Annotated in this window: 15 protein-coding genes; 7 read left to right on the top strand and 8 right to left on the bottom strand. The window is 52.4% G+C overall.

Annotation, left to right across the window (positions count from 1 at the left end):
• The first annotated feature begins 2 nt into the window (after positions 1-2).
• A complete protein-coding gene (gene fni / locus EKM84_RS00260; RefSeq protein ID WP_125762456.1) occupies positions 3-1,040 on the top strand; it encodes a type 2 isopentenyl-diphosphate Delta-isomerase in 1,038 nt (345 codons plus the stop codon).
• A 124-nt stretch (positions 1,041-1,164) separates the two neighbouring features.
• Here fni and EKM84_RS00255 read toward each other — a convergent pair whose 3' ends face one another.
• The gene (locus tag EKM84_RS00255) at positions 1,165-2,529 is read right to left on the bottom strand and encodes an RsmF rRNA methyltransferase first C-terminal domain-containing protein (protein WP_125762454.1); all 1,365 of its coding nucleotides are present in this window, start codon (positions 2,527-2,529) and stop codon (positions 1,165-1,167) included.
• A gap of 222 nt (positions 2,530-2,751) precedes the next feature.
• Between EKM84_RS00255 and EKM84_RS00250 the strand changes: the two genes are divergently transcribed.
• Positions 2,752-3,564, top strand: coding sequence for a Cof-type HAD-IIB family hydrolase (locus tag EKM84_RS00250; RefSeq protein WP_125762452.1), 813 nt, complete (start codon positions 2,752-2,754; stop codon positions 3,562-3,564).
• 60 nt (positions 3,565-3,624) lie between these two features.
• Here the strand turns inward: EKM84_RS00250 and EKM84_RS00245 are convergent, their stop codons facing one another.
• Complete coding sequence (locus tag EKM84_RS00245) at positions 3,625-4,782, bottom strand: ArgE/DapE family deacylase (RefSeq protein ID WP_125762450.1); 1,158 nt, start codon at positions 4,780-4,782, stop codon at positions 3,625-3,627.
• 185 nt (positions 4,783-4,967) lie between these two features.
• Here EKM84_RS00245 and EKM84_RS00240 point away from each other — a divergent pair, with 185 nt between their 5' ends.
• Positions 4,968-5,495, top strand: coding sequence for a hypothetical protein (locus EKM84_RS00240; RefSeq protein WP_125762448.1), 528 nt, complete (start codon positions 4,968-4,970; stop codon positions 5,493-5,495).
• Here the strand turns inward: EKM84_RS00240 and EKM84_RS00235 are convergent.
• The 4 genes from EKM84_RS00235 to EKM84_RS00220 all read right to left on the bottom strand — a co-directional run bounded on the left by EKM84_RS00235 (position 5,492) and on the right by EKM84_RS00220 (position 8,781).
• On the bottom strand, positions 5,492-5,866 hold the full coding sequence (locus tag EKM84_RS00235; RefSeq protein ID WP_125762446.1) for a hypothetical protein: 375 nt from the start codon (positions 5,864-5,866) through the stop codon (positions 5,492-5,494). The two genes, EKM84_RS00240 and EKM84_RS00235, sit on opposite strands and share 4 nt — an antisense overlap.
• Before the next feature lie 80 nt (positions 5,867-5,946).
• Complete coding sequence (glpK, locus tag EKM84_RS00230; protein WP_125762444.1) at positions 5,947-7,449, bottom strand: glycerol kinase GlpK; 1,503 nt, start codon at positions 7,447-7,449, stop codon at positions 5,947-5,949.
• A gap of 175 nt (positions 7,450-7,624) precedes the next feature.
• Positions 7,625-7,813: a 2-hydroxymuconate tautomerase gene (locus tag EKM84_RS00225; protein ID WP_011667624.1), complete on the bottom strand. Its 189-nt coding sequence runs from the start codon at positions 7,811-7,813 to the stop codon at positions 7,625-7,627.
• Positions 7,814-7,884: 71 nt separating this feature from the next.
• Entirely contained in the window at positions 7,885-8,781 is an 897-nt protein-coding gene (locus tag EKM84_RS00220) for a YitT family protein (RefSeq protein WP_125762442.1), read from the bottom strand.
• 257 nt (positions 8,782-9,038) lie between these two features.
• Here EKM84_RS00220 and EKM84_RS00215 point away from each other — a divergent pair, with 257 nt between their 5' ends.
• Both EKM84_RS00215 and yjeM read left to right on the top strand, forming a co-directional pair.
• Positions 9,039-10,454: a C69 family dipeptidase gene (locus EKM84_RS00215; RefSeq protein ID WP_125762440.1), complete on the top strand. Its 1,416-nt coding sequence runs from the start codon at positions 9,039-9,041 to the stop codon at positions 10,452-10,454.
• Between the two features lie 45 nt (positions 10,455-10,499).
• On the top strand, positions 10,500-12,011 hold the full coding sequence (gene yjeM / locus EKM84_RS00210) for a glutamate/gamma-aminobutyrate family transporter YjeM (RefSeq protein WP_125762438.1): 1,512 nt from the start codon (positions 10,500-10,502) through the stop codon (positions 12,009-12,011).
• A gap of 870 nt (positions 12,012-12,881) precedes the next feature.
• Here the strand turns inward: yjeM and EKM84_RS00205 are convergent.
• Positions 12,882-14,885, bottom strand: coding sequence for a KUP/HAK/KT family potassium transporter (locus EKM84_RS00205; RefSeq protein ID WP_125762436.1), 2,004 nt, complete (start codon positions 14,883-14,885; stop codon positions 12,882-12,884).
• 461 nt (positions 14,886-15,346) lie between these two features.
• On the opposite strand from EKM84_RS00205, the gene EKM84_RS00200 reads away from it, so the two are divergent.
• Positions 15,347-16,522, top strand: a complete 1,176-nt coding sequence (locus EKM84_RS00200) for an MFS transporter (protein ID WP_164511256.1) — start codon at positions 15,347-15,349, stop codon at positions 16,520-16,522.
• Between the two features lie 535 nt (positions 16,523-17,057).
• On the opposite strand, the gene tnpA is transcribed toward EKM84_RS00200, so the two are convergent.
• Positions 17,058-17,477 (bottom strand): IS200/IS605 family transposase, encoded by a 420-nt coding sequence (gene tnpA / locus EKM84_RS00195; RefSeq protein ID WP_125762432.1) that lies wholly within the window; start codon positions 17,475-17,477, stop codon positions 17,058-17,060.
• Positions 17,478-17,573: 96 nt separating this feature from the next.
• On the opposite strand from tnpA, the gene EKM84_RS00190 reads away from it, so the two are divergent.
• On the top strand, positions 17,574-18,827 hold the full coding sequence (locus tag EKM84_RS00190; protein ID WP_125762430.1) for an RNA-guided endonuclease InsQ/TnpB family protein: 1,254 nt from the start codon (positions 17,574-17,576) through the stop codon (positions 18,825-18,827).
• The last annotated feature ends 69 nt before the right edge of the window (positions 18,828-18,896 follow it).

Here is an 18,896-nt window from a genome sequence, read left to right as displayed (position 1 = left end):
TTATGGACCTCACCCGTCACGCCCACCGCAAGGACGAGCACCTGTCGTTGGCGGAAAAATTTTATCAACCCGTTGCGGCTAGTCAATTCGACCAGCTGCGATTCGTGCACCAGAGCCTGCCAGAGATGGCCAAGACCGACGTGGACTTACAAACGCAGTTGGGCCCGCTGACGTTGCCGGTGCCCCTCATGATCGAGGCCATGACCGGTGGCAGTCCCCGCACGGGTCAAGTCAACGCTCAACTCGGACGGATTGCTGCGGCCACGGGAATGCCAGTCGCTAGTGGCTCGCAGAGCATCGCACTCCAGGATGCCAGCACGGCCGACACCTTCACCCCATTGCGTGAGAACAATCCGGACGGCCTGGTCTTCGCCAACATTGGTGCGGGTCACACGGTCGCCCAGGCGCAAGCCGCCGTGGACATGCTGGCCGCTAATGCCTTGGAAATTCACGTCAACACGGCCCAAGAAATCGTCATGCCCGAGGGCGACCGGGCCTTCCACTGGTTGGACAGCATTGGTGAGACCGCAGCGGCGCTCGACGTGCCCGTCATCGTCAAGGAAGTCGGCTTTGGCATGGCTCATGAGACGCTCGACCAGTTAGCCGGCGTCGGCGTCCGGTTGGTCGACCTGGGTGGCCGTGGCGGCACCAATTTCGTGCAAATCGAAAACTTCCGCCGTCCCGCCAAGGAACTCAGCTACCTGGATGGTTGGGGTCAAAGCACCGTTGAGTCCCTACTGGAAGCGCGGCAGGTTCCCCAACTCCAAACGATTGCCACGGGTGGCATCCGGCAACCGCTAGACGCGGCCAAGGCCCTCGCATTGGGGGCCCGGGTCGTGGGCAGTGCGGGTCAGATTCTCCACAGTCTGATTAAAACGGATGAGGAAACGACCACCCAGCTGTTACTGGGCTGGCAAGATGGTCTCAGAGACATTTTGACCTTACTTGGGTGCCACAATTTGGCGGCACTCCGGCAACAACAGCTCCTGCTGAGTCCTGAACTAATGAGCTATTGTCAGCAGCGACACCTCACGAACTAGCACTTATTCTCTAAATAGCACAACTTAAAGACATTGATTTAACGCTAATTGTATAGTCCAATTAAAAAAGGGCGTTTGGGAATTTTCCCCAAACGCCTTTTTGCTAGTCAAATTCGACTGGTTTTCACATTTCGTTATCGTAAACGGTGAACCGCAACCCCTTGGGGAAGAAATTTTTGACGGTCGTGCCCACGACCTTACCGAAGCCGACCGGCTGGCTGGCGCACGTTAACAGGTACCAGCCCTTCTGAGGGGCCGTTGCCAGCGTGAACGTCTCGCCATGGACCCAGGCGCGCCACTGTTCGGCCGTAATGGCTAAGGTTTGCGTCACGTGTTGCGGGTCGCTGGCCAAAGCCAGGGCATAGGCCGGTTCGAAACGGTTCTTCTTGAACGTCCCCAAGTGTAACCCAGGCCGAAAGACGTGGCACTTCTTCAGGTTAGGCAGGCCTGCTGGCACGGCAAATAGTTGGTCCTTGACCGTGACCAGGTCGTTAAAGTCATTGCGACCCAACACTTGTTGCGCAAAGTCTTGCCAGAGCTTCCGTTGGTCGCCCGTCAATGGTGTGCCCAACTTGGCTGCCCCGTACAATGATGCAGCCTCACCGGCATCCCGTTCCAATTTAGCCACGAAATGCCCTTCGCCCTTCATCAGATGGGGGAACAGGCGCGCAGCCTTCTTGAGCTCAGGATTGCCGTCGGCCCACTCCGGTCGCGCATCCACAACGCCGCCGACCTTGTTGATCGGTGCCAAATGAAAGTCCGGGTAGTTTTCCAAGACCCAGGCCATCATCTGCTCGTCTTCCTCGGGGGCAAACGTGCAGGTGGAGTAGATCAACTGACCACCGGGCTTGACCATTTTCAAGGCTTCCGTCATGATCTCCCGTTGCCGGGTCGCACATTCCTGCACGTAATCCAACGACCAGTAAGACATGGCGTCGGGGTCCTTACGGAACATGCCTTCACCAGAACACGGTGCATCTACCAGGACCTTGTCGAAGTAATCGGGGAATACGGGGCTCAGCCGGTCCGGTGATTCATTTAAAATAATAGCGGACCGCACGCCAAATCGTTCCACATTTTCGGCCAAAACTTTTACCCGTTTCCGATTGATTTCGTTGGTCACCAGCAGGCCCGTGCCTTGGAGATAGCTGGCCAGATGGGTCGTCTTCCCGCCCGGGGCCGCACACAGGTCCAAGACCTTATCGCCCGGTTGGGGAGCCGCCGTAGCACCGACAAACATGGCACTGGGTTCCTGACTGTAGACCGCACCACTCTGGTGCATCAATGTCCGGCCGCCAACGGTGCCGAAATGGCCTAAGGGTTCATAGGGGACCGTCTCCGGTGCCGTTAGTTCGGCTGGGAGGTCATGGTGGGCGGGATTGACCCGGTAGCCACTGAGGCTGGGTGTGTCAAAACTGGCAAAGAAATCGGCCGCTGCCGGTCCCAAGAGCCGTTGGTACTTCGTAATAAAATCGTCAGGTAAATTCACCGTTATTCCTCCATTTTGCTAGATACAACTAATCATTTGTTATATACATATTACTAGTCTTCGTCTTAAATTCTGTTCCCATTATACCCGTTTCACCGGGCGAACTCTACCCCGGGTGAAACTGAAATGGTCGCTATTTTCAGAAAGGTGTGTTAAGTTGTAAGGGCGAGTTTTATTTGAACGTGAATCCAATCAACCAACGAAATTGCGAGGTGTTTCTCTTTGGAAAGAAAATTAATTGCCATTGACTTGGATGGCACGACTTTAAATGCAGAATCTCAGCTCTCTGCCAAGACCAAGCGCGTCTTGACCCAAGCCCGAGAAGCGGGTCACATCGTCAGCATTGTGACCGGCCGACCGAACCGAATCTCGGCCAACTTTTACGATGAGTTGCACCTGGATGGCCCGATGATCAACTTTAACGGCAGTCTGGGGCACATCCCCCACCAACAGTGGTCGGACGAATACCAATATACCTTTAACAAGGAAGTGGCCTTTGACCTGCTGGCCCACCGCGAAGAACTGGGCATCAACATGATTGCCGCGGAAGGCAAGAACCTCTTTCTGGCCGTGCGCGACCAACCCGTTGAAGTGGGCTTCTTCCCCTCCGTCTTACAGTCCAATCAAATCTTGAACCAAAAGACGTTGACCGAAAATCCCACGAGCTTGACGGTAGCGGTCGACCGTAGCCATCAAGAACACCTGCTGAGCTACCTGCAACACAACTTCAGTGATGAGATTGACGCTGCCCCTTGGGGTGGCCCGAACGCCGTCGTTGAGTTGGGCGTTAAGGGTGTGCAGAAGGCAACCGGCGTGGACTTCCTGGCCCACCAGTACCACGTGGACCGCAAGAACATCATTGCCTTTGGTGATGAGCACAACGATACGGCCATGATCGATTACGCTGGTTGGGGTGTGGCTATGCAAAACGCCACCCCAGCCATCAAGGGTCTGGCCCAGGACGTCACGTCGCTCGACAACGACCACGACGGCCTCGCCACCTACCTGCAAGACTATCTAAAATTAGCCGAATAAATCACAAAAAGTCGTCACCTCAAAACGTTGAGGTGACGACTTTTTGTTAGGCACAATTTATTATTTCAGCTTTAAATAACCAGGCAATAACTGCTGGTACAGTTCCGTAAAGTCCAAGAACATTTGCCGGTCGACATATTCATCAACTTGATGGGCCGTGTTGCTACCGGGACCGAAGACGATGAACGGAAACTGGTTGCCCTTGTCCTTTAACAGGTTGGACGCATCGGTCACGGCGGGCAGTGGCAGCTTCGGAATTGGTTCACCGGCAAATGGCTCCCCGAGCTTAGCCGCTAAATTGCTCAGTGGATTGTCCTGCGGTTCTTCGACCGGCCATTGATCCATATAGATGTCCATGGTCACCTGGGCGCCCTGCGCATTTTGCTGGTCGACCAGGCGTTGAAGTGTCTCACGCACCGCGGCGTTATCAAATTCCGGAATCGTCCGCACGTTCATCTCGGCCGTGGCCGCCTCGGGAATCGAATTGACCTGATTACCCCCGGAGAAGATGGTCGTGTTGAACGCCAATTTACCCAGCAAGGCGTTTTCCTTGGGCGTTTCCCGGAAGGCCTGGTTGGCCTGCGTTAAAATCACCAGCAGCGGATCGATCGCGTTGGCGCCTAACTCCGGCATCGAGCTGTGAGCGGCAAGGCCCTTGGCCGTCAGCCGCACATCCATCGAGCCCTTGTGCGAGGAGAAGAGGTTGTAGCCGGTAGGTTCCCCAATCAACAGGGCATCGACATCGTCCATGGTCCCTGCCTCATAGAAGGCCTGGGAGCCGTATTCGCCGACCTCTTCGCCCACCGTGGCCATGAGACGAATCGTGCCATGCGTGGGTTGCCCGGCCGCGTGCAGCTCAATCAGGGCAATCGTTAACGCGGCCAGCCCCGATTTCATATCCGCCGCCCCGCGACCGTACAACCGACCATCACGGTTCGTTAACGTGAATGGGTCACTTTGCCACTGACCGACCTCACCGGGTGAGACCACGTCCATGTGCCCGGAAACACCTAAGACTGGGCGACCACTGCCGATTTCGGCGACCAAATTAGGACGTTGGGCGTTGCCATTCACCGGCAACAATTTCGCCGCAATACCGTATTCACCCAACAACTGTTGCAGGTAAGTGGCCACCGCCACCTCGTTATCGTTGACCGAGTGAATCGCCACCAGGTCGCTAAGAATTTGAACTTTCTGTGCCGCCGTCAAGACTGCCATCGCAGATTCCTCCTTCAATGATTCAATCACTTAATCGATTATCCCCATTGTAACCCGAACGCGCGCACAATTCCCGCAACCCGTTCGGCCAGTTTTGCGTCTAAGGTTTCGGGCAAGCGTCAAACCCCTGCACGAATCACTCGCGACAATGGTAAACTAGAACCAAGACCAAAGGAGGTTTCCCCATGCGTCCCACGATTCAAACCCTTTACGACCCCAACCTGCCAACGATTCTCTTCTCCCTGCATCCCCTGCCGACCGAACAGATTCGGCTCGGCGAGAAGGTGCTCGAATATCGCAAGCATTTTCTCAAACACGCCTTTCAGGGCTTCGTGCACATGACCGGGACCCATGGCGGCGTCACGCTGTTCGTGCGCTGTGCGCAACCGCTCTCGGCCACACCGGCAAAACTCGCCGAACTGGGCCAACAGCTCCAGCACGACGACCCCCAGGCCATTGAGGATTACCTGGGCATGGCGGGCGTTGCCATCCCCATTTCAGCCGTGGCAACGCTGCCCACCTTACCGGCGCAGACACTGCGGACGATTGACTCAACATTCGTACCGCCGCGGACCTTCGTTTACCTGGACAAGCCGCAAAAGCAAGACTTATTAGCCTTTCTGCTTAGCCAACCTTATACCAACTACTTAGAAAACGACTGGTGCGCCCGGATCAAAACCGTCCGCGCCATTTTAGGCGACTGCCTCGATTAATTGTCGCGCCACATCTTGGTCACCCGAAACCGGGAAACCAGGCCTAGTGGATCAATCTTTTGCCGGTGGACCTTCAGTAACAGGTGCCACTTGGTCCCGGTGATGGTGCCCATGTACCAACTGGCCGGCCAATCGCCATCCGGCTGCACAGTCACCGTGATTTTAGGGTGTTGCTGCAGGCGCCGCAACAGCTGCTGGTCGTTGCCCGTTAAGGCCTTAATCTTAGACCACTGGTGGGTCCGCAAATCCCGGTTGACCGTGCGTTCTGCATAGGCTTGGCCCTGGGCACTACTGGGGTCGCTCACCACGACCCAGCCCCATAGGCCACCGACAACGAGCACCCCAATCACTAACCACAATCCTCTACGCATCCTCATATCCCCCATCTCTAACGAAAAACGGCTCACCCGTCTACAAGCTGCAGTGGTGAGCCGTTTCGTTTTATTTTCAATTAGTCTTGATGGAACGCTTGCGTGGCCTTGATGGCCGCTTGCCAGCCGTTGTAGCAGCGCGCCCGCTTATCTTCAGCCATCTGCGGCACGAACTCATCTCGCGACTTGTGCATCGCGCGAATCGTATCCATGTCCGGCCAGAAGCCTACGGCCAAGCCGGCCAGGTAAGCCGCGCCGAGGGCGGTCGTTTCGTTGATGGCGGCCCGCTTGATCGGCGTGTTTAAAATGTCCGCCTGGAACTGCATCAGGAAGTTGTTGTTGGCGGCCCCACCATCGACACTCAGGGACTGCAGGTTCAACCCGGTCTCCTTGGTCATGGTGTCGACCACGTCGCGCGTTTGGTACGCAATGGCTTCGACCGTGGCGCGGACGAATTGTTCCCGCGTGGTGCCACGAGTCAGGCCAAAGACGGCGCCCCGTGTTTCCTGGTTCCAGTAAGGTGCGCCCAACCCGGTAAAGGCAGGGACCACGTAGACGTCGCCCGTGGTCTGGGCGTCCACGGCCATTTTTTCGGACTCGCTGGCATTTTCAAAGAAACGCATGCCATCGCGTAACCATTGAATGGCGGAACCGGCCACGAAGATGGACCCTTCCAACGCATAAGTCACCTTGCCATTTAGCCCATAAGCAATCGTGGTCAGTAACCCATTGTGCGACAGCGTGGGTTCTTCACCGGTGTTCATCACGATAAAGGCCCCGGTGCCGTACGTGTTCTTGATCATCCCTTTGTCAAAGGCGGTCTGCCCAAACAAAGCGGCCTGTTGGTCTCCGGCGATTCCGGCAATCGGCACCTGAACCCCACTGAACGTGTAGCCCGCGGTGTAGCCGTAAATTTCAGAGGAAGACCGAACCTCTGGCAACAGGGATTCGGGGATGTTCAACCAGCCCAGGATTTCCTTGTCCCAAGCCAGGTCGTGGATGTTGTAGAGCATGGTCCGGCTGGCGTTGGTGTAGTCAGTCGCGTGGACCCGGCCCCCGGTCAGCTTCCAGAGGATCCAGGTGTCGATGGTCCCAAATAACAGTTCGCCGCGTTCAGCGCGTTCCTGGGCCCCGTCAACGTGGTCGAGGATCCACCGAATCTTGGTAGCGGAGAAGTAGGAGTCGATGACCAGCCCGGTCTTCTCGTGGATGGCGTCGGCATAGCCATCGGCCTTTAATTGGTCCGCAATCTCACTGGTTTGCTTGGATTGCCAAACAACCGCATGGTAAATGGGTTCGCCGGTCTTCTTATCCCAGATGATCGCCGTTTCCCGCTGGTTGGTGATCCCGATACCGCGGACCTTGTAAGGTTGTACGTCTGAATCGATTAACGCATCAGAAATAACGGATTGCACCGCATTCCAGATTTCGTTTGCATCATGTTCGACCCAACCTGGTTGTGGGAAGTACTGGTGAAACTCACGCTGTGCCTGTCCCGCAATTTGGCCGTGCCGGTCGAATAAAATAGCCCGGGTACTCGTGGTCCCTTCGTCAATTGCCATCATGTATTGTTGATCACTCATCGTTCAACTCTCCATTCATTCGTTCGTTAGCGACGGCCTAATTTTGCCGTGATGTCGCACTTGTTACTAGTATACCGAAAACGACCGCGTTAGCCAAACGTTTTTCAAAATGAAACCGCCACCAATACCGGTATATCGGGCTTGGTGGCGGTTTATAAGTTTTCGCAAATATTTATTACTTTTCGTCGCTCTTCAAAACGCCGGCCACACCGTAACGGTTAGGCTGCATTTCGCGTAAGATGACGTGCACGTGTTCGGCTGGAGCGCCGGTGTTCTTGGTTACAGCAGTGGTGACGTCTTGAACCAAGGCCTTCAATTGGTCTTGTGAACGGCCAGCAATCAAATCGATGTTAACAATTGGCATTTAATCTCGTTCCCTTCTGTATGTGAATAGTCATATTATACCGGTAAGTCCGTGTCGGAGCAAGAATCAGCTTACTTTTTGACGCTTTCTTGCTTCAGCTTCAACTGTTCCGTTTCGTTGTAGAAGTTTCCTTCAATATCCACAGTGTTGACCAGGTTCACGAAGGCGTTGGCGTCGACGTCCTTGACCGCGTGCTCCAAGGCATACAGTTCATACCGAGAAATAACGGTCATCAGGACCGCGCTGTCCTTGCGACTGTAAGCTCCGAACGCCGGCATCACCGTGATCCCACGAATCAGCGTCTGATTCAGTTCGTCGATGACGGCATCCTGCTTCGTGGTGACAATGAAGGCCGTCAGCTTTTGGTGCCGGGTGTGAATGCTGTCGACGACCCGTGACATTGCATAAATTGAGATGATTGTGTATAAAGCACTTTCCCAGCCAAATAAAAATCCGGCCAAAATCACGATGCTAAAGTTGATCATCATCATGAGCGTCCCAATCGTCCGGCCGGTGGTCTTCTCCAGCACCACGGCGACGATGTCCATGCCCCCGGTCGAGAACCCATTTTTCAGGGGATAGGCCACGCCAATTCCGGTCAGAATACCGCCAAACAGCGCCGCCAACAGGGAATTGTTGGAGATGTTGTTGACGGGCACCACGATGGCCAGCAGCGAGGTCAGGACCGCCACGGCAATCGAGTAGATGGTGAAGCTCCGGCCGACCTTGAACCAGCCTAACAGGCCGATGGGGATGTTGAACAGCAGGATGAACCACCCTGTACTCAGGTGAATGCCACCCATTTCTAATAACGTTGAAATAATCTGGGAAATCCCGTTGATTCCGGCACTAAAGATCTTCCCCGGAACCAGAAATTCATTCAGGGCGATGGCGGTAATCAGCGCGGACCCAATTAAAATCAAGAGATGCTTCCCAAATTCGCGTCTACTTTCTAATGTGTTTCTCATCTTATACTCCTCTCACGCGTTGTGTCGTTTTAATTATTTAACCACAACGACGGGCCGTTGACCAGCGATAGGAGGGGCTTTGCCGGGTCAACTAACCACAAAAGCCCCGGAGTGCTTGCAATCTTTCTGCATAAATATTTATTTTTATGAGAATTATAAACAAAATAATTAAAAACGCCCCGAAATTAATCGAACCGAAAATAAACATGCTAGGATTAGGACTGTAGTCTAATCAAATTTAGAAAGGAGAGCCCCTATTGAATTATTCCGCATGTACCAGTATTTTAATTGGTCCCCGGGCCACAGTGGATGGCTCGGTCATCATTGGGCGTAACGAAGATGCCAAGGCCGCTTGGCCCAAGCATTTCGTCGTCCACCCTGCGAAGACCACAACCACGCCGCAACAGTTTGTCAGTACCGACAACGGCTTCACCATGCCCTTGCCCCTGACGGCTGCGAAGTACACCGCCACCCCCGAATGGACCGACAAGTATGGTCTGTTTGAAGAAGATGGTATCAACGCGTACGGTGTGGCCATGAGCGCCACGGAGAGTACCTACTCCAACGAACGCGTTCTTGGCGCCGATCCGTTGGTCAAAGACGGCATCGGTGAAGAAGCCATGGTGACCGTCGTTTTGCCCTACGTGAAGACGGCCAGAGAAGGTGTCTTACGCCTCGGCCAATTGGTCGAAACGTACGGGACCAGCGAGTCCAACGGTATTTTGTTTGCCGACCAGCAGGAAGCCTGGTACCTGGAAACGGGTGCGGGTCACTACTGGGTCGCTCAGCGGATCCCGGCTAACGGTTACGCGGTCGTCGCCAATCAAATGGCGATTCAAGCTATTGATTTCCACGATGACGCGAACTTCCTTTACGCTCGGAATCTCAAGCGTTTTGTGGTGACCAACCACCTGAACCCGCACAGTGACCGGTTCATCTGGCGCGACATCTTTGGGACCCAGGATCAGTCGGATCTGTACTACAATACGCCACGGGTCTGGGACGGCCAACGTCGTTTCACCCCTCAAGTGGCCCAAGAACCGCAATCATTTAAGCTTCCCTTTATTCAGTACGCCGACCACCTGCTGGCTGTGGACGAGGCCCAGGCCTACCTGAGCAGCCATTTCGAGGGCACGCCGTACGATCCGGTGGGTGCCGGTTCCGCCACTGAGAAGACTGCGTTTCGGCCAATCAGTTTGGCCAAGACCCAAGAATCTCACGTGCTTCAGCTCCGGCCCGACATGGATCCCGCTTTGGCTGGGATTCAGTGGCTGGCCATGGGTGTCGCCGCACAGAGCGTCTACGTGCCCTTCTACGCCGGCATCGACAGCACGCCAGAGGCCTATCACTTGGGCGCCGAAACCTATGACGACCAGTCTGCTTACTGGGTCTACAAGTTAGTGAGCGTCTTGCTGGATGCCCACTACCACGAGGCTTGGCCAACGGTCAGTGCCGTGCAAAAGGACCTGCGGATTGCCTTTAAACAGTCCGTGAAACAAACGGATGCCACCGGTCAACAGCTGACTGGCATCGAGCTCAACCATTACTTAACGCAACAGGCGAACGCGAACGCTACATTGGGAATTAAGCGCTACCGCGAGCTAGCCGCGACCTTGATCACCAAGGCCACCGACATGGGTCCGTTGAATTACCATCAGGACCTTAATTTATAAGACGGGTGAACCAATCGTCACCACATATAATGGGAGATATTAAAAATGACTAAACAAAAGAAGATTGGACTTTCGAGTCTGATCTTAATGATCTTCACGGCCATCTACGGCTTTGCCAACACGACGGTTGCCTATGATCAAATGGGTTACGCAAGTATCATCTGGTACATTTTAGCGGCACTCCTGTTCTTCTTGCCAAGTGCTTTAATGCTGGCGGAATACGGGTCTTCGTTTAAGGAAGCCAAGGGAGGCATTTATTCTTGGTTAGCCGGTTCCATCGGTGAAAAATGGGCCTTCATTGGGACCTTCATTTGGCTGTCATCCTGGATCATCTGGATGTTATCAACCTCAACGAAGGTGTGGATTCCCCTGTCAACGCTGATTTCCGGCTCCGACCAAACGCAAACTTGGTCCTTCTTAGGACTGAGCTCCACGCAAACAATCGGTCTGTTGGGAATCGTGTGGATTCTCGCCGTGACTTTCTTCGCATCACGGGGAATCAACTCCATCGCTAAGATTTCCTCATTGGGGGGGATCTTCGTGATGATCTTGACCGGGGTCTTCTTCATCGCCAGCATCGTGATCGTCATTTTAAATCACGGTCAACTCGCTGAACCCATCAACGGGATTCACAGCTTCGTGGCCTCGCCAAATCCGCAATTCTCTTCACCAATGGCGCTGTTATCCTTCGTGACGTACGCGGTCTTCGCCTACGCCGGGATGGAATCCATGGGAGGCATCACCGACAGTATGGACAAGCCTGAAAAGACCTTCCCTAAGGGATTGATCATTTCAACGATTGCCATTACCATCATGTACTCCCTGTCCATCTTCCTCTGGGGGATCAGTGCCAACTGGACCCAAGTGTTGGGCAAGAGTCAAGTCAACCTGGGGAACATTACCTACGTGTTGATGAACAACTTGGGACTGGTCTTGGGTAAAGCCATGGGCCTCTCCGGTGCTGCTTCATTGACGATGGGCCACGTGTTAGCCCGGTTAACTGGGTTGAGCATGTTCATGGCTTACCTGGGTTCCTTCTTCGTTCTGGTCTACTCACCATTGAAGTCCTTCATCGTCGGGTCTTCACCAAAATTGTGGCCAGCCCGGATGACGAAGTTAAACAAGGCCGGCATGCCCGGTTACGCGATGTGGGTCCAAGCTATCGTGGTTGCTGTGTTCATCTTCCTGGTTGCCTTTGGGGGTAACGCGGCTAACGAGTTCTACTTGATTTTGACGGATATGGGGAACGTGTCAACGTCCTTCCCTTACCTGTTCTTGATTGGGGCCTTCCCATTCTTCAAGCGTCGGACGGACCTAGAACGGCCATTTGTCATCTTCAAGAGTCGCCTGTGGACGAACGTCATTGTGACGGTCGTGCTGGTCATCTTGGTCGGTGGGATTGGGTTTACCTGTCTCCAACCAATCCTGGATCACGACTACATGACCGCCTTCTGGACGATCATCGGGCCTATCTTCTTCGGGGCCGTCGCCTGGATCTTCTACTACAACGCACAAAAGCGTGCTTCTAAGGATGAAAGTCCTGCTGACGAAAATTAATTGATTTGTGCTTTGTGAGGAAACCCTTTGTTTTCGGGGTTTCCTTTTTTGTTGGCTGTTTTGCATTGAAACAAACCAAATAGAAGATGGCATCCTTATTTTTCGAAGATGCCATCCTCTATTTAGTCTAAGTGGTCATTCTTTCTGTGTTGCGGTCAACTAGAGGAATCCTTTTCAAATTAAACGTGGCTAAGCCCTCTAGAAACAATCATTCAGAACAACGATTCGTAAGATAATCAAGCAGGTACTCGATGACTTTTGCGACCACTGCCATAACCATAAGAACTTTAGTGCCTCGTGATAGCTTCATATTTTCAAATAATTTCATCTTTTTTCCCCATATCCGATTAATAATTAACACTTGATGTTTCAATATGGTAAGTGCCATTTTCTCATCACACTCTGGTGATACTCTGTTAGCAACAAATAAGACGTCATCTGCTAAATTCGCTATAAGCTTGATGATAATTAAAAAACACTTTGATTTTTAAATCAATGTATCTTTCAACTGATATGGTGCTATGACCTGTTAGCCTTGTTAAGGGCCAACCTTATATTCCGATACCCCGCTGACAAAACTAAATAACACTAAAATTCACCCCCACCTCCGTAGGGAATACGTGCACCTTCTTTGCCACGAAGCTGTTGCATGCGGATCACCCCCACATCCGTGGGGAATACACTAAACAAACGCCGTCACACCGGGATCCCATTTTTCCAAAAGTGCTGTTTTCCTTTAACTTGCTTCTCTAGCATACCTCAGTCACAACCCATTAACAATTACTAAAACGCCATCCGCCAAATCCGCAATAAATCTTATAATAAAAGCCACCTCCGCTCAACAGGAAGATGGCCTCAAGCTCTCTATCACTACTCCACCCGATTCCGCCGCAAGGTCCGGTCGGGCTGGTGACCAATGAACAGCGGCACCCGCTCCTCGACCACGTCGCTGAAGGCCAGGCCGTACCAGCGTTGTGGCGACAGTGAAATTCGCTGCAGCAGCAAGCGTCCGCCGATTAGCAGGCGGTCGAGTGTTGGCAAGTCCTCCTGCGCACCCAGGTCCTGGAACTGCTGGTTCAGCATGACGAACTTAAAATTACCCACGCGCCGGCCCGGAATACTGGAATATCGCGGCGTTTGGTCGTCCAGCAAGCCCTCCTTTAGCAAGTCATTCACAATTTGGCGCAAGTAGACGTTTAACCGCTGGGGCTTCTTGAATCCGAGGTACAGCTGCACGTCCATCACACTCCGCGACCCCAGCTGTTCCACCGTGTACGCGCACTCATACGGCGTATCCGTCTCGTTCACCGTCACGAACCAGTAGACCTTGGCGCGCTTGGGCTGCTGGTCCAAAATGGAGTAGACCGTTGCCCGCTTGACCGCATAATCTGTCCCCACGTGCCCGATGTACACCAAATTAGTCGCAAACGGCGGCACCTGGTCGTCCTGGCTCAACGCGTCTAGCTGCGGCACGAAGTCCATCAGCGACACGTTTTCCGCCTCTGCCAAATGCGCATCTCGCCGTAGATTGCCCGCGTGCCAGAAAATCATCACGGTCAGAATCGCCAGCGTGAGCAATACCGTCACGTACCCACCGTGCACAAATTTTGCCAAGCTGGCCACCAGAAACAAGCTTTCCAACAGGCCAAACGCCACCACGTACACCTGTGCCAGGACGCGGTGACCCCGCTGCAGTAGAAAGGCGTGTAGCAACAACGTCGTCATCAACATCGTCAGCGTAATGGCCAGGCCGTACGCCGCCTCCATGTGACTGGACGTTTGAAAAAACCACACGATGCTCAGCGTCACGGCACACAGCAACCAATTGACCGCACCGACGTACAGCTGACTCTTCACGTTGCCCGGAAATTTAATCCGCAGCCGCGGCAGTAATTTCAGCCCGATGGCTTCGTGGACCAACGTGTAGGAGCCCGTGATCAACGCCTGCGACGCGATGATGGCCGCAATCGTAGCAATGACAATCGCAAACCACTGCCAGCGTGCCGGGACCATCGCGTAAAAGGGGTTCACCGGATGAGCCGCTGCCAAGGCCGCTCCGTGGCGAATCACCCATGCCCCCTGGCCCAAATAGCTCAGCATCAGCATGGCGTACACGAACGGCCAGGTACCGTAAATATTGCGCTTGCCGACCTGCCCCATGTCTGAGTACAACGCCTCCGCCCCGGTCGTTGCCAGGAAAATGCTCCCCAGGATGAAGATTCCCTGGCGGTTGACCGGACTAAAGAGAATTTTCACAGCGTAGACCGGCGACAATGCCCGTAACATCCCCGGCACCGCCAGCAAATTTTGCAGACCCATCACCCCAATAAAACTAAACCAGATCAACATTAATGGGCCAAACGACCAGCCAATCATCTGCGTGCCGAAGCGTTGAATCAGAAACAGTCCCAGCAAGATACCGGTCACTACCAGTAGGACCCAGCCCTGATTGACGCTGAAATGCACCGGCCCAATCATCTGGCCCTTGAGCCCCTCAATTGCCGAGGTCACGGTCACCGCGGGGGTCAACGTCCCGTCTGCTAAAATGGCCGCACCACCAATCAGCGCGGGAACAATCAACCACTTGGCCTGTGTCCGCACCAAGGCGTACAGGGCAAAGATACCGCCCTCATCGCGGTTATCCGCCCGCATCGCCAACAGAATGTATTTAATCGTGGTAATCAACATCAGCGTCCAAAAAATCAGGGAGACGCTTCCCAACATGATGGGCGTCGCGGCCGTCATCCCCCGCCGGCCCGCCGCATCAATGATTGCGTTCATGACGTAGAGCGGTGAAGTGCCGATGTCCCCATAGACGATACCCAGGGTGATCAACATCCCCAGTCCCGATAGCGTACGCGTCGTGGTTTTCATGGCTCAGACCTCCCTTGAATTCTGATACCCATGATAGCGATTCTGCGGACAAACCCCAAAGATTCGGGGGTAATTACGTTACTCACTAACCGAATTACCGGGCAAGCCTACTTGGGGTGAAACTGTTGTCGCGCAGTGACGGCCCGAAATCAGGCCCCGCGGCGTTTTCCAACCTAAAAAAGCGCAAAAAAATAGCCCCTCGTTCCTTGCGAACGAGCGGACTATTTTAAAATCTAAGAAACTCCGGCTTGCTAACCAATCTCTCTGAATCACGTTATTAGCATCTCTTAAACTCTAATAAGTAACTATACACGTAAATATCCTAATCGTCAAGAACTATTTTGATTTTTCTGACAATCATCGTGAATCATCTCTACACTGAACTTACCAAGTTCCCTGTCCCCACACCATTTATGACACCCTTTATAATGAAACACAATTATATCTGGGGAGGTAACGCCATGACCCGACTCTTCTACATCCTATTGGCCGGTGAAACAGTCTCTAGTTTTGGAAATAACTTATTTGACATTGCGATTGCTTGGTACCTATACGATTTGACCAAGAGTTCCTTATTGGTCGGCATCATTTCCGGCGCCTTTAACTTGTTGGTCTTGATGAATCTGATTACCGGCTTTGTCGCCGACCGACACGTGAAAACGCAACTTATGCGGCGTGTCGACGTCTGCCAAATGTTGATCATGGTGGTCGCCGGTGCCATCTACGGGCAGCGTACCATCACACTCCTGCCGTTCATTTTGATTCTCTTTGCCACCCGGTTTGTTGGGACCTTCTTTAACCCCGCCGAAGATACCCTGATTCCCCAGTTGGTAGAACGCGAGTCATTGGCCAAAGCAAATGGTTTAAACCAAGGGTGCACCATGGTCGCTCAGATGATTGGCATGCTGGTCGGCAGCACGCTGATTGCGTGGGCCTCTCTGGCCGATTTCATGTGGCTCAACGCCGCTACATTTGGTATCTCGTTGCTCTGCGTCTCCGTCGTTCACCATCAACACCACGAGGTTCTCGCCATGTCCGCCGCTAGCGACCCGCAGGACCACTGGGATGCCGGTCTTAAATATATCAACCGAACCGCCATACTCCGCGCCATCTGCACACTGGCCTTGATCATCAACCTGGCGCTAGGGCCCATCATGAGTCTCAACGTGATTTGGGTCAGAGAGAACCTGCACAGCACGAGCTTCGTTTACGGCGTCATGCAGGTAGCCCTCATGGTTGGCGTGATTCTCGGCAACGTGGCAGCCGCTGCCTTGAAGATCCCGCTCAAGCGTAAAATGATTCTTTCCCTCACCCTGGTTAGTGTGGCCGTCATCGGCATGGTAGCCCTGCCGACCGTCGCCATGACCTTTATCATGCGTCTGCTCATTGGCCTGGGAGCTGGGACCATCAACGTGGCCGTTTTCACGCTGATCCAGTCAACCACTCCCGTCAGTATTCTGGGGCGCGTCAACGGTGCCATGCTAGCGGCATCTAACCTGGCCCTCCCCGCTGGCATGATGCTGGGTGGCCTGATTTCTGCCGTGATCGGTGTAAGCGGCGTGTTTCTCGTGGGTGCCATTTTCACACTACTCGCCCTGCTGGGGTTCGCCAGGGTCACCGTGCCTGAGCTTTCATAGTCTCTTTGTCCATTTCCCCTTGAAATATTAAGTCAGTGTTGTATACTCCTAAGTGTAGAGGCAAATTCTCATCAGATTTTAACACTAGTCGGTCGTCTCAAGCCTGACGTAGGATGTTAGGGTTAGCGGCTGGTGCCAATCGTTCCAGGGAAAGAAGCGGGGAAATTGAATTATCTTTTACGGCCGAGTCTCAAGGGCCTATTTCGCATTGGTTTTGTGGATTTTTATGCTTTTCTAATTGTAGCAGTAGCGTTGATAATGAGGGCGCCCCAGCATGTGATGGTTTTGCTTGGCAGTGTGTTAGCCGTCATCTTTGTGCTGTCGAGTATTTCGACAATACTGGGCATGATTTTCAATCGACTCTACCAGGAACCGGAGACCTATTCCATCCTAGTTTTACAAGTTGCTTTTAGCATTCTTTTCATCGTCTTATTAACTTAGTCATTGAAGGTACGCTGACCCGAATCTGTCAACGTGCCTTTTTTAATATAAATTTGGCAGAATTCCCTTGTTTTCAAACAAGGGATGAATGCCACTATGGCTTTTGCTGATTAGCAATGTAGTTTTCCACGGTTGTCTTGCTCATATCACCAAGGGTACTCATGAAATAACTAGGGGACCAAAGATGTCCACCCCAGAACTTTTGAGCCTTTATCTCTGGATGTAGTTCAAAGAATAGGCGGGCGGAACCGCCCTTGAAGGCTTTGACAATATTGGTTGGGGCGTATTTGGGCTTAAAGCTTAGTAGTAAGTGGATATAATCAGGCATTACCTCCATTTGCTCAATTGTCACTTCGTTCAGTCGGGCTATCTTCGTTAGAATGCCGGTCATTTCAGCCACTAGCTTTGGCGTTATAAACGCTTCGTGTCGGTATTTGGTGACCCAGATCAAGTGAAAATGAAAGTTGTAAACATAACCTCGTTCGTGGATTCCTCTACCATTGCTTTTACTCATATGTTGCCTCCATAAATATTATTATAAGACGTTTTGCTATGGACACAGTATACTCATATGATATGCTTACTATCAAGTAAAAGGAGGTGGCAGTTTATGACGAAAACGATGGCACAATTACCTTATCATTATGGGGTTAAGGTTCGGGTCTTTCCTTCAACCGAACAGAAACGTCTGATTAAACGTAACAGTGATGCGAGTCGCTTTATTTATAACGAAATGAATGGGATGAACACTGACCTATTCTGGCTGAAGAAAGTTAACACGCCAATCACGCTTGTTTTGCAGCGAATCGCTGATTTGACCGAGCGTCTGAAGAAACCATCGACTGCTATCTCCAATATCCACGGCTGGCTCAATCATCCAGACTTCGATAGCCTGATGAAAGCCAACGCTATCAAGAATTATAAGACTGCCTGGAAGCTATTCCATCAGGTTCATCAGGCGGGGACACCTAAATTTCATAAGCGTGGTTACACGCAGAGTTATCAGACATCTTGTCTTTACAGTGCCAAAGTGACAGTTCCAACTATGAAAAATGGTAGCGTTAGACTAACTGACACTCACCACCTATGGCTACCCAAACTAGGCCGTCTCCGTTTCAAGGGACTTCCATCGAAGATTTTAGACCGAGCTAATGACATTAGAATTGGAACGACAACAGTTTCAATGGACGCTGTGGGTCATTATTTCGTGTCCCTACAGATTGGATCAGAACACCCCTTTGTTGCTAAGCATCCTGAGATTGAATCTAAAGTCGGCATTGATTTGAATCTTGATAATTTTTTGACGGACTCCAATGGACAAGCGATTGATAACCCCCGTTACTACCGAATGATTAAAGGAAAGTTGGCTAAAGCCCAACGAAAACTGTCACGGCGAGCTAGACGAGCTAAAAAGAGTCAACGGCGGTTGTCAGAATCAAAGAATTATCAAAAGCAACGGCTACAAGTAGCTAAGTTACAGCTCAAAGTTGCCTACCAACGTAAAAACTTCTTGCACCACGTCTCTACGGCCTTGATCAAAAACCACGATTTAGTCGTAGCTGAAGAACTGCGGAGTAAAAATATGTTGCGGAATCACGCCTTGGCAATGAGCATCTCAGACGTTGGTTGGCGAACTTTACTGAGCATGTTGGCTTACAAAGCTGACCTATACGGCCGGAAATTTTTGACGATTGATCCCCGAAATACGACGCAAACTTGTAGCCACTGTGGGTACATCATGGTCGGCAAGAATAAGTTGACGTTGGCTGACCGCAAGTGGACGTGCCCTAATTGTGGGACATTTCATGTACGTGATCATAATGCAGCTAAAAACATTTTAGCTAAGGGTTTAGCAACCCTGTAAGAAATGAGTCCGTCTGGCAACCTGCGGACCTAAAAGGCTTTGGTAATTAGCGGATAAGTCCTATTCGTA

It is taken from the genome of Levilactobacillus mulengensis (assembly GCF_003946045.1).
GTDB classification, from domain to species: domain Bacteria; phylum Bacillota; class Bacilli; order Lactobacillales; family Lactobacillaceae; genus Levilactobacillus; species Levilactobacillus mulengensis.
Note: the sequence above shows the minus strand (reverse complement) of the source record. Positions and strands in the feature narration are given on the sequence as shown.

Excerpts from the sequence above, each read along its gene's own strand:
- EKM84_RS00205 (WP_125762436.1), bottom strand. The coding sequence starts at position 14,885 with ATGAAAACCACGACGCGTACGCTATCGGGACTGGGGATGTTGATCACC.
- yjeM (WP_125762438.1), top strand. The coding sequence starts at position 10,500 with ATGACTAAACAAAAGAAGATTGGACTTTCGAGTCTGATCTTAATGATC.
- EKM84_RS00190 (WP_125762430.1), top strand. The coding sequence starts at position 17,574 with ATGACGAAAACGATGGCACAATTACCTTATCATTATGGGGTTAAGGTT.
- EKM84_RS00235 (WP_125762446.1), bottom strand. The coding sequence starts at position 5,866 with ATGCGTAGAGGATTGTGGTTAGTGATTGGGGTGCTCGTTGTCGGTGGC.
- glpK (WP_125762444.1), bottom strand. The coding sequence starts at position 7,449 with ATGAGTGATCAACAATACATGATGGCAATTGACGAAGGGACCACGAGT.
- EKM84_RS00245 (WP_125762450.1), bottom strand. The coding sequence starts at position 4,782 with ATGGCAGTCTTGACGGCGGCACAGAAAGTTCAAATTCTTAGCGACCTG.
- EKM84_RS00225 (WP_011667624.1), bottom strand. The coding sequence starts at position 7,813 with ATGCCAATTGTTAACATCGATTTGATTGCTGGCCGTTCACAAGACCAA.
- EKM84_RS00220 (WP_125762442.1), bottom strand. The coding sequence starts at position 8,781 with ATGAGAAACACATTAGAAAGTAGACGCGAATTTGGGAAGCATCTCTTG.
- EKM84_RS00200 (WP_164511256.1), top strand. The coding sequence starts at position 15,347 with ATGACCCGACTCTTCTACATCCTATTGGCCGGTGAAACAGTCTCTAGT.
- fni (WP_125762456.1), top strand. The coding sequence starts at position 3 with ATGGACCTCACCCGTCACGCCCACCGCAAGGACGAGCACCTGTCGTTG.
- tnpA (WP_125762432.1), bottom strand. The coding sequence starts at position 17,477 with ATGAGTAAAAGCAATGGTAGAGGAATCCACGAACGAGGTTATGTTTAC.
- EKM84_RS00240 (WP_125762448.1), top strand. The coding sequence starts at position 4,968 with ATGCGTCCCACGATTCAAACCCTTTACGACCCCAACCTGCCAACGATT.